12 protein-coding genes are annotated in these 12312 nt (G+C 68.4%); 4 read left to right on the forward strand and 8 right to left on the reverse strand.

Annotated features, from left to right (window positions below; genetic code table 11):
* Window positions 1–98 precede the first annotated feature (98 nt).
* Genes ACXIZN_RS00005 through ACXIZN_RS00025 form a run of 5 tightly spaced genes read right to left on the reverse strand, consistent with a single transcriptional unit; the run spans window position 99 to window position 4974 of the window.
* On the reverse strand, window positions 99–1088 hold the full coding sequence (locus ACXIZN_RS00005) for an ABC transporter substrate-binding protein (RefSeq protein WP_457951697.1): 990 nt from the start codon (window positions 1086–1088) through the stop codon (window positions 99–101).
* Window positions 1089–1116: 28 nt separating this feature from the next.
* Window positions 1117–2178, reverse strand: coding sequence for an ABC transporter permease (locus ACXIZN_RS00010; RefSeq protein WP_240600417.1), 1062 nt, complete (start codon window positions 2176–2178; stop codon window positions 1117–1119).
* A complete protein-coding gene (locus tag ACXIZN_RS00015) occupies window positions 2175–2939 on the reverse strand; it encodes an ATP-binding cassette domain-containing protein (protein WP_457951699.1) in 765 nt (254 codons plus the stop codon). Before ACXIZN_RS00015 ends, ACXIZN_RS00010 begins: the two co-directional genes overlap by 4 nt.
* Window positions 2936–3991 (reverse strand): class I mannose-6-phosphate isomerase, encoded by a 1056-nt coding sequence (locus ACXIZN_RS00020; RefSeq protein ID WP_457951700.1) that lies wholly within the window; start codon window positions 3989–3991, stop codon window positions 2936–2938. The genes ACXIZN_RS00015 and ACXIZN_RS00020 overlap by 4 nt, the downstream gene beginning before the upstream one ends.
* Window positions 3988–4974: a LacI family DNA-binding transcriptional regulator gene (locus ACXIZN_RS00025; RefSeq protein WP_034315485.1), complete on the reverse strand. Its 987-nt coding sequence runs from the start codon at window positions 4972–4974 to the stop codon at window positions 3988–3990. The genes ACXIZN_RS00020 and ACXIZN_RS00025 overlap by 4 nt, the downstream gene beginning before the upstream one ends.
* Before the next feature lie 264 nt (window positions 4975–5238).
* Between ACXIZN_RS00025 and ACXIZN_RS00030 the strand changes: the two genes are divergently transcribed.
* The gene (locus ACXIZN_RS00030; protein ID WP_457951702.1) at window positions 5239–7626 is read left to right on the forward strand and encodes a GH92 family glycosyl hydrolase; all 2388 of its coding nucleotides are present in this window, start codon (window positions 5239–5241) and stop codon (window positions 7624–7626) included.
* A 203-nt stretch (window positions 7627–7829) separates the two neighbouring features.
* A complete protein-coding gene (locus ACXIZN_RS00035) occupies window positions 7830–8195 on the forward strand; it encodes a DUF3817 domain-containing protein (protein ID WP_378343086.1) in 366 nt (121 codons plus the stop codon).
* A gap of 65 nt (window positions 8196–8260) precedes the next feature.
* On the opposite strand, the gene ACXIZN_RS00040 is transcribed toward ACXIZN_RS00035, so the two are convergent.
* Window positions 8261–8761, reverse strand: coding sequence for a MarR family winged helix-turn-helix transcriptional regulator (locus ACXIZN_RS00040; protein ID WP_126732839.1), 501 nt, complete (start codon window positions 8759–8761; stop codon window positions 8261–8263).
* 87 nt (window positions 8762–8848) lie between these two features.
* On the opposite strand from ACXIZN_RS00040, the gene ACXIZN_RS00045 reads away from it, so the two are divergent.
* Window positions 8849–9148: a thiamine-binding protein gene (locus ACXIZN_RS00045; RefSeq protein WP_457951704.1), complete on the forward strand. Its 300-nt coding sequence runs from the start codon at window positions 8849–8851 to the stop codon at window positions 9146–9148.
* A 1-nt stretch (window position 9149) separates the two neighbouring features.
* On the opposite strand, the gene ACXIZN_RS00050 is transcribed toward ACXIZN_RS00045, so the two are convergent.
* Window positions 9150–9533 (reverse strand): hypothetical protein, encoded by a 384-nt coding sequence (locus ACXIZN_RS00050; protein ID WP_457951705.1) that lies wholly within the window; start codon window positions 9531–9533, stop codon window positions 9150–9152.
* Between the two features lie 130 nt (window positions 9534–9663).
* On the opposite strand from ACXIZN_RS00050, the gene ACXIZN_RS00055 reads away from it, so the two are divergent.
* Window positions 9664–10635: a tetratricopeptide repeat protein gene (locus ACXIZN_RS00055; RefSeq protein WP_457951706.1), complete on the forward strand. Its 972-nt coding sequence runs from the start codon at window positions 9664–9666 to the stop codon at window positions 10633–10635.
* A gap of 81 nt (window positions 10636–10716) precedes the next feature.
* Here the strand turns inward: ACXIZN_RS00055 and ACXIZN_RS00060 are convergent, their stop codons facing one another.
* Entirely contained in the window at window positions 10717–12180 is a 1464-nt protein-coding gene (locus ACXIZN_RS00060; protein WP_457951707.1) for a neutral zinc metallopeptidase, read from the reverse strand.
* Between the last annotated feature and the right edge of the window lie 132 nt (window positions 12181–12312).

Here is a 12312-nt window from a genome sequence, read left to right on the forward strand (position 1 = left end):
GCGCTGTCCGTGAAGGCCCCGGATCAAACTGCGGCCGGAAGCCAGTAGGTACCTGAGACACCCTTGGCTCTAACCCGTCCTTACCACTCACGAGGGCGTCAGCAGCTCTGCTTGTAGAAGTACTGCGCGTTCGCGTCCATGTTCGCCTTGGTGATGGAGTGCAGCGAAGCGGTCAGGTTCCGGGTCACCGGCTTGCCCTCCAGGGCCGCGATGGCCTGCTGGACGCCCTGCTGCCCGATGGCGGCCGGGTCCTGCGCGATGAGGCCCTGGTACTCGCCCTTCTTCAGCCCCTCGATCTCCGAGGGCGAAGCGTCGAAACCGATCAGGTTGACCGCGCCGATCTTGCCCGCGTTCCGCAGGCCGGTCGCGGCGCCCTCACCGGTGTTGAGGTTGGTCGCGAAGATGCCGATCAGGTCCGGGGTCGACGCCAGCGCGGCGGTCACCTTGGACGCGGCCTGGTCGGGCTCGTTCTGGGTGAACTGCACGCCCGCCGACTTCAGGTTCGGGTGGTTCTTCAGCTCGTCCTCGAAGCCCTTCGCGCGGGTGTTCGTGGTCGAGGTGCCCGCGATGGTGTCGAGCACCAGCACCGAGCCGGTCTTGCCCGCGGCCAGCTCCGACATGGTCTTCGCGGCGAGCTTGCCGCCCTCGGCGTTGTCCGACGAAATGGACGACTCCGCGACACTGGTGTCCTTCAGCGCCGTGTCGACCTCGATGATCTTCGAGCCGCGGTTCTTGACCTGCTGGATCGGCGCGAGCATCGCCTGCGCGTCGGTCGGCGCGATGAGCAGCGCGGCGGGCGGGTTGGAGCCCAGCGCGTTGACGAGCTGGGTCTGCATGGCCGCGTCGAACTTCTGCGGCGCCTGCGTGGTGAGCTCGTAGCCCGCCTTCTTGGCCTCGGCCTCGGCACCGCACTGCATCGAGATGTAGAACGGCTCGGCCTGCACGCCCGGGATGAGCGACAGCTTCTTGTTGTTGGTCTTGGCGCCGGAGTCGCCCGACGGCGCCTCGCCGACGGTGCCACCGCCGCACGCGGTGAGCAGGAGGGCCGCGGACACGGCGGCACCGGCGGCGAGCAGGGTCTTCTTCATGGGGATAGCACCTCTTTGTGCGTAGGGATCAGCGAGAGTTGCGGCGACGACGGCGCCGCTGGTCGAACCAGACCGCGGCGATCAGCACCGCGCCGACCGCGATCATCTGCCAGAAGTCCTGGACCTGCGTGATGTTGAAGCCCTTCTTCAGCACGGCCGGGATGAACACGCCGATCACCGTGCCCAGCACCGAACCGACCCCGCCGAAGAGACTCGTGCCGCCCATCACCGTGGCGGCGATGGCGTTGAGATTGTCGGTGGTGTGCGCCGAAATGGTCGTCGACGCGTAGTACGCCAGCGAGAGGAAACCGGCGACACCGGCGAGGAAACCGGTGAGCGTGTACACCTTCAGCAGATGCGCGGTCACCCCGATGCCCGCCCGGCGCGCGCCCTCGGCGTTGGAGCCGACGGCGTAGGTGTAGCGGCCGAATTTGGTGGTGTGCAACAGCCACGCGCCGATCAGCGTGATCACCACGGCCACCAGCACCAGGTTCGGCACGCCGCCGAACGACGTCCCGTAGCCGAGAGTCTTGTTCAGCTCGGTCGGCACGCTGCGCACGTCGGACCCGTTGTTCAGCAGGTACGCGGCGCCGAGCGCGGCACCCATCGTGCCGAGCGTGACGATCAGCGGCGGGATGTTCGCCACCGCGATCAGGAAACCGTTGATCAGCCCCCAGATCGTGCCCGCGACGACCGCCGCGACGAGCCCGGCGGTGATGACGCCCCAACCCGCCTTGGTGGCGTCGCCATCCGGGCTCAGCGCCTCCATCGTCTTGCCGGCCACCATGCCCGCGAAGATCAGCACGGAACCGACCGAAAGGTCGATCCCGGAGGTGATGATGACGAACGTCATGCCGACCGAGAGCACCAGCAGCACCGACGTCTCGATGAGCAGGGTCTGGAAGGTGAACAGCGTCGCGAACTCGGCGGGCGCGATCGCGGTGAACACGATGATCAGCGCCAGCAGCACCAGCGCGATCCAGAACGTGTTCGCCCCGATCATCCGCTGCCCGATCGACCGCTTGCCGAAGCCACCGTCCACTGTGGTCTGGATCTCGGGGCCGTTCTTCGTCGGGGTGGACACGGTCACGCCGCCTCCTCTTGTACGAGGGCGCCCGTCATCGCGGCGACCAGGTCTTCCAGTTTCGTGTCCGCGCCGGTGAACCGGGCGACGCGTTTGCCGAGCCGCAGCACCTCGACGCGGTCGGCCACCGACAGCACCTCGGGCATGTTGTGGCTGATCAGCACGACGGCGATGCCCTTGTCCCGCACCTTCTTGATCACGTCGAGCACCCGTTCGCGCTGCACGACGCCGAGCGCGGCCGTCGGCTCGTCCATGAACACGACCTTCGACGCCCAGACGACCGACCGCGCGACGGCGACGCTCTGCCGCTGCCCGCCCGAAAGCGAGCCGATCGGGACGTCGGTGCTCTGCAGGGTCACGCCGAGCCGCTGGAACTCCTCCACGGCCTGGCGTTTCATCTCCTTCTTGTCCAGCATCCCGAGCTTGCCGAGGATCCCCTTGCGGTGGATCTCCCTGCCGAGGAACAGGTTCGCGGCCGGGTCGAGTTCCGGCGCGACCGCGAGGTCCTGGTACACCGTCTCGATCCCCATCCGTCGTGCCGTGGTGGGGGAATCCAGCACCACCTCGGAACCGTCGAGCAGGATCTTCCCCGACGTCGGCTGCTCCGCGCCGGAGAGGCATTTGACCAAAGTGGACTTCCCGGCGCCGTTGTCACCGATCAGCGCGGTGACCTCACCGGCCCGCGCCTGGAAGGACGCGCCTCGCAGCGCCTCCACCGAGCCGTAGCGCTTGACCAGGTTCCGTGCGTCGAGCAGGAGTTCGCTCACGATCGCTCCCTCTTCTCGGGTGCGGGCGGCCGGCAGCGGATGACGGTGACGTCGCCATCCAAAGTGGACTGACCGGCGTCGTGCGGGACCACGTACGTCTCGCCCTTGCGCAGCGCGTACTCGCCGCCGTGTTCGGTGCGGAGTGTCCCCGAACCGTCCATGACGACCAGCACCGCGAACGACGGATCGAGTGACAACGTTGTCGACCTACCGGAAAGGCCGGGGCGCAGCTGGTCGGCACGGAAGAACGCGTCGCTGCCGTCGGCGATAAGGTCCACAGTGGACGCTTCGTCGCCCGCGGTGCGCTTGACGATCGAGCCGAGCCGTTCTTCGTCCCAGCCGGTGGTGTCCAGGGTTTCGATGGCCGTCTCGAAGCCGATGCCGAGGTGCGCCTTCTCCGGGTTCGCCAGGAAGTCCCGCCATTCCAGGGTCAGCGAGAAGTCCGTCGGCTGCTGGAGCTCGACGACGAAGACGCCTTCGCCGATCGCGTGCGGCAGGCCCGCCGGGATGTAGACCGTGTCGCCGGGGGTGACCGCGACGCTGTTCAGCGCCCCGAGCATCGCGGGCGCGTCCTGCGTGCGGGCCCATTCGTTGACCGTCGCTTTGTCGACGGTCTCCTTGAATCCCGGGTAGACGCGCGGGTCGTCACCGTACGTGCCGACCACGATCCACGCCTCGGTCTTGCCGAAGTGCGAGTCGAAGTGCCGCTTCGCGAACGAGTCCGACGGGTGGAAGTGCACCGGCAGGCGCTGGCCCGCGTCGAGCAGCTTCACCAGCAGGCCGGTCGAATCACCGAGGGCCTCGACGTGCTTGGCGCCGAGCCAGGCGGACGGGTTCTCGCGGACGGCGTCGCGCAGCCAGACCCCGCTGGGCAGCTTGGTCAGGCCGTTGGTCTCCTGGCCGAACATCGTGGTGGCCGAGCCGACCCAGTCCTCCGGGCCGTACTTGGACTCGGAGGAAGCGCCCCGCAAGGCGGCGATGGCGTCGCCGCCGCGGTAGAACTGCGGCGGCTGGTTCGCCGGCAGGCGGATCGGTTCGAGGTGGCCGCTCATGAAGGGGCGACCTCCCCGGAACCGCGGGCTACGAGATGCACGGGCAGAACTACCTTTCTCGGTGCGGATTGATCTCCCTGGACCCGGGCGAACAGCAGTTCCGCGGCCGCCCGGCCCAGTGCGCTCACGTCGTGCGCGATCACGGAGACCGGCGGATCCAGCAGATCCGCCAGCTCGAAATCGTCGAAGCTGATCATCGCGGGACGCCGCTCCGCGTGCGCCAGCGCGCGCAGCAGGTGGACGGCGACCCGGTTGTTGCCCGCGATCACGGCGGTGGCCGGATTCGGCCCGGTGAGCAGCCGCTTCACCGCGTCGCCGACGCTCTCGGCGGTCGGCGTCCGCATCACGACGAGGTGCTCGTCGTAGGGGATCCCGTTGCGGACACAGCCTTCGCGGAAGCCGCGCAGCCGTTCGCCCGCGGTGAAGATGTCCGGGCTGTCGGCGAGGAACGCGATCCGGCGGTGGCCGTGTTTAGCCAGCTGGGCGACCGCTTCGACGGTGCCGCCGATGTTGTCGACCAGCACCGTGTCGGCCACGATGTCGCCGGCGGGCCGGTCGAGGAACACCACGGGCGTGCCCGCGCGCATCTCGGGGACCAGGTAGCCGTGCTGCATCCCGGCCGGGACGACGAGGATGCCGTCGACGCGGCGGGAGCAGAACTCCAGGACCAGTTCGCGTTCGCGGTCGGAGTTCTCCTCCGACGAACCGGTCAGCACCTGGCGGCCGAACGAGGTCGCGATCCGTTCGACGGCCCGGTTGAGCTCGGAGTAGAAGGGGTTTCCGACGTCCTCGACGATCAGGCCGATCGTCCCGGTCGTCGAGCCGCGCCGCAGGTTCCGCGCGCCGAGGTTGCGCCGGAACCCGAGCTGCTCGATCGCCGCCATGACGCGCTCCGCGGTGTCCGGATGGACGGCGGGCTCGTCGTTCACCACTCGCGAGACGGTTTTGATGCTCACGCCCGCGAGCCGGGCCACGTCACTCATCGTGGCCCGTCGGCCGGTGGTGCGGTGGCCGTTGTCCGGTCCGCTGGAAGACAACGTTGTCATAGTGGCGGGAATTGAACGCCAGCGGCGCGACGATGTCAATGCCCGGTTCGTCCTCGGCCCGTTTTCCGAGTTCGAACCGTTACGGCCCGCGCGGGTCGCTGTCCGGAATCGGACAGGGTTTGACGGACCTCTTGACCAGGTGGTCCGTTCTTGTCGAAGGTGAGCGGGCAGCGACAACGTTGTCAGGAGGCGGCCTTTCCCATGCCTGCACGTACTTCGACCCGCGTCGCCGGGTTGCTCACCGCGCTCGTCGTCCCCGCCGGGCTGGTCACGCCCGTCGCGGCGGCGGCGCCCGGTGGCGACCCCGTGGACGCGGTCAACACCTTCATCGGCACCAAGGACGACGGCAACACCTTCCCCGGCGCTTCGGCTCCTTTCGGGATGACGCAGGTCAGCCCGATTTCCTCGCATTACGCCGGTTATCGCTACGACGACACCGCGATCCGCGGCTTCGGGCATTTCTTCCTGTCCGGCGCGGGCTGCTGGGAGCAAGGCGGCCTCGTGTCGTCCCTGCCCACCACCGGCGCGGTCGGGCCGGGCGCGGCGTTCGACACCACGAAACCCGAGACGTTCGACCACAAGAAGTACGCCTCGCCGTACACGCACGAGGGCGAGGTCGGCAAGCCCGGCTACTACAAGGTGCGGCTCACCGGCTACGGCGGCGTCGACGCGGAGACCACCGCGACCACGCGGACCGGTGTCGAGCGGTACACCTTCGCGAAATCGGGCGACGCAAACGTTTTCGTCAACGTCGGGCAGGCCAACGACAAGGAGCCGGTGACGGCGAGCCAGATCCGCGTCGTCGGCGACCGGACGATCGAAGGAATGGTGGAGTCGCAGGCGTTCTGCGGTGGGAAGCCGTACAAGACCTGGTTCACCACGACGTTCGACAAGCCGTTCAAATCCTTCGGCACCTGGTCGCCCACGGGCGGCACGCCGGGCTCGAAGGAATCCGCGGGCGGTGAAGGCCTGCGCGGAGCCTGGCTGACCTTCGGTGGCGGGCAGGTCACCGCGACGACCGCGATCTCCCATGTGGACGCTTTCGGTGCCCGGCTGAACCTGGCGTCCGAGAAGGGGCGCTCGTTCGACTCGGTCCGGGAAGGAGCCCAGCGCGCCTGGCGCAAGGAACTGTCCTCAGTGGACATCAAGGGCGGGACGAAGGACGACCGCACGGTCTTCTACACCTCGCTCTACCACGCGCTGCTGCAGCCGCTGACCGGCAACGACGCCGACGGCCGCTACCGCGGGTTCGACGACAAGATCCACCGCGCGCTGGGCTGGACCTACTACGAGTTCTTCTCGTTGTGGGACACCTATCGCACGCAGAACCAGCTGCTCGCGCTCTTGCGGCCGGCTCGCGCGAAGGACGTCGCGAAGTCCGTGCTCGCCATCCACGACCAGGGTGGCTGGCTGCCGCGCTGGGCGTACGCGAACCAGGAGACGAACACGATGACCGGCGACCCGGTCACGCCCTTCCTGGTCGACCTGTGGCGATTCGGTGCGCTGTCGGGCCAGGAGTTCAAGGCGTACCAGGCACTCCTGCAGAACTCGCGCGAGATCCCGCCCGCGTCCTCGCCGTTCCAGGGTCGCTCGGGGAACGCGAGCTACCAGAAGGACGGGTTCGTCCAGTACGACAAGGACTTCCCGAAGAAGGGGCAGGACACCGACCCGAACCACGGTGCTTCGGCCACGCTGGAATACGCGCTCGGGGACTGCTCGCTGTCCATCATGGCCGCCGGGCTCGGCAAGAAGGACGACGCGAAAGCCTTGGCCGAGAAGGGACGCAGCTACCGCACGCTGTGGGACTCCTCGGTGACCGACCGCGGCTTCACCGGCTTCTACCGTCCCAAGCTGGAAGGCGGCGAATGGTTCAGCCCGGCGGGCAAGCCGTTCGACCCGCAGAGCCAGGACGGGTTCCACGAGGGCACGTCGTGGCAGTACCAGTGGCTGACCCAGCAGGACGTCCCCGGGCTCGTCGAGCGGATGGGCGGCAAGGAGAACGTCGGCAAACGGCTCGACGACTTCTTCGCCTACGGGGATCTGGTCAAGGATCCGGCGAAGACCGTGCGCGAGGAGTGGGTCGTCGGCCCGTACAACTACTACAACCAGTTCCGCTACAACCCGAACAACGAGCCGGATCTGCACTCGCCCTGGATGTACACGCTGACCGGGCAGCCGTGGAAGACCTCGGCCGTGGTGCGCGCCGCGCACACGTTGTTCACCAACGCGCCGAACGGTGTCACCGGGAACGACGACCTCGGGACCATGTCCGCGTGGTACGTCTTCAGTGCGCTGGGCCTGTACCCGGCGGTGCCGGGCACCGGGCAGTTCGTGCTCAACGCGCCGCGGTTCGAGAAGTCCGTGGTGCGTCTGGAGAACGGCCGCGACATCACGATCAAGGCCGACGGCGCCGACGGGTCGAAGCTCCAGTACGTCCAAGGATTGGGAACCGGTTCGCAGCGGGCATACATCGGGTTGGAACAGCTGACGCGGGGGACCACTTTGGACTTCCGCCTCACGGACGACGCGGCGAAGGCGACCTGGGCGACCGGTCCCGAAGGGGCGCCGAAATCGCCCTGCGCCGGGTGATCCGAGTGGTTTAGACCGGTTCGCACCGGGGGTCGTGAGCAGCATCACGGCCCCCGGTGTTCCGGTGAGGGCCGTCACGCCTCACACTGGTATTACCACGTCCGACAGCGCTGTTGACGTTCTTGGCGAGTCCGCCTTGGACAGTGCTCGTCGGACGTAGTCATGTGCACACACATAGTGGTGAGACCCCACAGGAGGAGAAAGTGTCCAGCAAGGCCGCTCTAGTATTCCGCGTGGCCGCGGTAGCCGAAGCCCTCTCGTGGGCCGGGCTGCTGGTCGGGATGTTCCTCAAGCGCGTCGTTGGGCTCGGCGAGGGCGGCGTTCCCGTCCTCGGCATGGTGCACGGCGTCGTGTTCGTCCTCTACGTGCTGGTCTCCCTGTCCGTGGCGAAGCCGCTCGGCTGGCGCCCGAAGACCCTGATCCTCGCGCTGCTCTCCAGCATCCCGCCGCTGTTCACCTGGCTGTTCGAGTCCTGGGCGCTGCGCAACGGCAAGCTCGACGGCCCGCAGCGGCTGTCGCACGGCGGGGTCGGCCTGTTCGCCAAGACCCCGGAAACCGCCGCCGCCTGATCTTCTTTTAAGCGCGTGAAGGCCCCCTTCCCTCGGCTCAGCCGAGGGAAGGGGGCCTTCACGCGCTATTCGGTGAAGTCGCCGGTGGCCTTGCGGACCTTGGTGAGCAGCTCGGTGAGCTGCTCGGTCTGCTTGCCGGTGAGCCCGGTCAGCCCGAAGTCGATCTCGGTGACCGCCTTCGTGGCCTCTTCGCGGCGTACGCGGCCTTCGTCGGTGATCTCGACCAGCGTGGTCCGGCGGTCGGTCGGATGCGGCACGCGTTTGACCAGGCCGTCCTTCTCCAGCCGGTCGACGATGTTGGTGACGCTCGTCGGGTGCAGTTGCAGCCGCTCACCCATCACGCGCATCGGCAGATGGGACGCGCGGGCGAAGGTCAGCAGCACCAGCGCCTCGTACCGGGCGAAGGTCAGCCCGTGCGGTTTGAGCGCACCGTCCACCGCGGACTGGATGATCTGTTGCACGCGCATGATCCCGGTCACCGCGGCCATGGTCTCGGACGGCCCGATACGGGCCTCCCACAGCTGCGCCGCGCGGGCGATCGGGTCGAACGGCAACGGACGGCTCATGGCGCTCGAAGTTACCAGCGGGTACCCGTGCCATGCCGCACCACCGGGTGTTATGCGTGGGAAAAGTGTCTGAACGAGGAGCAGAAGATGATCGTGGCCTTCAGTGTCAGCCCGTCCGCGGCCGAGGAGGACGGCGGTGTCAGCGAGGCGGTCGCCCGCGCGGTGAAAGTGGTCCGCGATTCGGGCCTGCCGAACTCGACCAACGCCATGTTCACGAACATCGAGGGTTCGTGGGACGAGGTGATGGACGTCGTGAAGCGCGCCGTCGAGGCCGCGGGCGAGGGCTCGTCGCGGGTCGGGCTGGTGCTCAAGGCCGACATCCGGCCGGGTTACGAGGGGCAGCTGACCGCGAAGGTGGAGCGCGTCGAGAAGCACCTGAGCGAATGAGTCAGGGGAGCGGCGGGGTGAACGAGACCAGCCACAGCTTGTCCTTGACCGCGATGGCCACCGGGTAGCCGAAGGAACTGCCGTCGCCCAGTTTCCCGCTGACGGTCGCCGACGTCGGCGCGAGCTCGTCCGGGGCGAACTTCACCGTGACGTCGTGGGCGCCGCGTTCGGTCAGCGCGTCGATATAGGACTTCGCGAAGTCGCCTGCCGACGCGGGCGGGTAGTCGATGAGTTCGGAGAGGGCCTCGACGTCGTGTTCGTTGAGCGCGGCGGTGAGGCCCTCCCGGAGTTGCCCGGGAGTGGCGACACCGGGATCGGGTTGATGGGCGATCAGGACCGTGATGACGCTCACCCACGTGACGGCGATGGCGATCGCGACGGCCACGGTGGCCGTCCTGCGTGTCGGAATGTCGATCACCCCCTCGTGGCGAGCCTGCCGGAACACCGACGTCCTGCCAAGCGGGCAGCCGGGGGCATGCGGTGAAACGCTCGGGGATGCGTGCCAGGATGGAACCGTGACACACCCACGCGGATCAGCATCGAAGACGGCGGCCCTCTCCGCCGCGCTTTCCGGCGCGGTCGACCTTTCCGCGCTCAAGGCGCGTGCCGAGGCGCCCCAGAAACAGCCTCCTGCCCCGCCGCGGCCCGCCGACGGCGCCGCGCCGAGTGGCCCCGCCACGGCGGGTGCCGTGATCGACGTCACCGAGGCGACGTTCCAGGCCGAGGTCGTCGAGCGCTCCCTGCAGCAGCTGGTGGTCGTCGACCTGTGGGCCGAATGGTGCGGCCCGTGCAAGCAGCTCAGCCCGGTGCTGGAGCGCCTCGCCGCCGACTCCGGCGGTGCCTGGGTGCTCGCGAAGGTGGACGTCGACGCCAACCCGCGCATCGCGCAGCTGTTCGGCGCGCAGTCCATCCCGACGGTCATCGCCATCGGCGGCGGCCAGCCGGTCGACGCGTTCTCCGGCGCGCTGCCCGAACCCGAGATCCGCAAGTGGCTCGGTTCGCTGCTCGACGCGCTGCGCGACCGGCTGCCCGGTATCAAGGCCGCCGAGCAGAACAGCGGCGGTGTCGAGGTGCCGGAGGACCCGCGGTTCACCGAGGCCGAGGAGGCCTTCGAGCGCGGTGACTTCGCGGCGGCACAGGCGGCCTACGAGCGCATCCTCGACGTCGAGCCCGCGAACGAGGAGGCCAAGACCGCGCTCGCGCAGGTCAAGTTCACCGCTCGCGCCGAGGCCGCGGGCCCGGACGCGATCGCGAAGGCCGACGCGAACCCGGCCGACCTCGACGCCCAGCTCGCCGCCGCGGACCTCGAAGTCGCGGGGCAGCAGCCCGAGGCGGGCTTCGCGCGGCTGATCGCCGTCGTGCGGCGCACCGCGGGCGACGAGCGCAACCGCGTGCGGGAGCACCTGGTGGCGCTGTTCGACCTGTTCGACTCGGCGGACGAGCGCGTCATGAAGGCGCGGCGGGATCTGGCGAGCGCTCTGTACTGAGGTTTCTCCGCGGTACATGAAGGCCCCCTTCCTTGCGCCAGGCGCAAGGAAGGGGGCCTTCATGTACTTGGGCGGGCCCGATCAGCCGTACTGGGTCGAGCAGACCGCCGAGCTCTCCAGGTAGCCCTTCCGCAGCGCCTCGATCCGCTCGAAACCGTTGTCCACACGCTTGCCGTTGACGTCGGCCGAGACGAGGCTCTCCGGGCTCAGCAGGTCCGAGATAGCCTCGTCGAGGTCACCGGAAGAGAGCCGCAACGTCGCGCCGGGCACGGTGCTGGCCTTCGCCCAGGCGCCGACCAGGCAGGCGGTGCGCAGACCCGCGTTCGCGTTGTCGATCGACGCGCCGACACCCTTCTGGATGCCCATCGCGTACCGGGACGCGATTTCCGAGAACGCGGCGAAGTCGCCCTTGCCCTCGCTGTGCCCGCTTTCCCATTCCTCCTGCTGGTCGACCGGCTGGGCGAGCTCGCGCAGCTTGGCCAAGTCGATGCTGACGGTGTTGTTCGACGGGCAGTACGACGCGGGCGGGGTGCTCGGGCCGCCGGGGCAGCTGCCGTTGCCGTCCTCGGTGATCTCCGGGCCGGGGACGCCGGCGCCCACGAAGGCCTTGTCCAGGCTCTCCTTCAGGATCCCGATGATCTTCATGTCGAGCTTCGCGTCGCCCTTGCCCTTGTCACCCTTGTCGAACGGGCGCTCGGTGATCCGCGCCTTGATGTTCTCCTCGTTCATCGCCGCGCATTCCTTCGGCCCCTTCTCGAACCCGACCTGGAACGCGTACGTGCGGTCGAACGCCGTGCCGTGCGCGCCCTGTTTGGTCGCGCTGGTGCCCGCCTGGTCGCGGATCAGGAACAGCGACGCCATGACCTGGTTGAGGCCCTCGGACGTGGAGACGCGGTAGAACTTGCTCTTGTCCTCGGCGACCCAGCGGAAGTAGCCGCCGGCGAAGCAGTCGGCCTGCTGCTCCTTGACGATCGACGGGGTGTTCTTCTTGATGCTGGCCTTCTCGCCGAGCCGGTACTGCACGGCGTGCCCGAGTTCGTGGGCGAGGACGACGGCGCCCGCCATCTTCCCGAACCGTTCGCGCAGCATCGGCAGCAGCACGCCGCGGTCCCACGCCACCAGGTCACCCGGCGGGCAGTAGAACGCGTTGACGAGCTTCTTGACGCTGCCGCATTCGGTCTCTTCGTCGTCGGTCTTCGCGCTGTAGGACAGCAGCGACTTCAGCGGCTCGTACGGCTGGCCGAAATCACGCGGCATGACCTCGGTCCAGTAGGCCTGCGCGTCGGCGATCGCGGCGATGGCGAGCTGGTCGTCTTCGGAGCCGTCCTCGTTGCGGACCTGCAGATCCGGCTTGGGCGCGTTCGGCTTCAGCCCGCTCTCGAAATGCGTGACCGGCAGCCCGGCGATGTCACCGGCGCCCGGCTGGCTGCCCTGCTGGCCGGTCGAGCTTCCCTTGTCGCTGCAAGCGCTCAGCCCGAGGGCCAGCACCGTCACGACCGCGATCAGAGCCGGGCGCTTGAAACCCCGCGCTCCCCCTTGGATCATGTTCACTCGCTTGTCGTCAGGGCCCCGACCGGGCCGCGTACTCCGGCAAGCAGGGACCCTACCCAGCGCTTATGGCCCGCGTGCAGGTAATCCCCGAAGTGGGTCTTGAGCGGGGCGGGGGCCGTGCCGATA

Source organism: Amycolatopsis sp. TRM77291, from assembly GCF_054166285.1.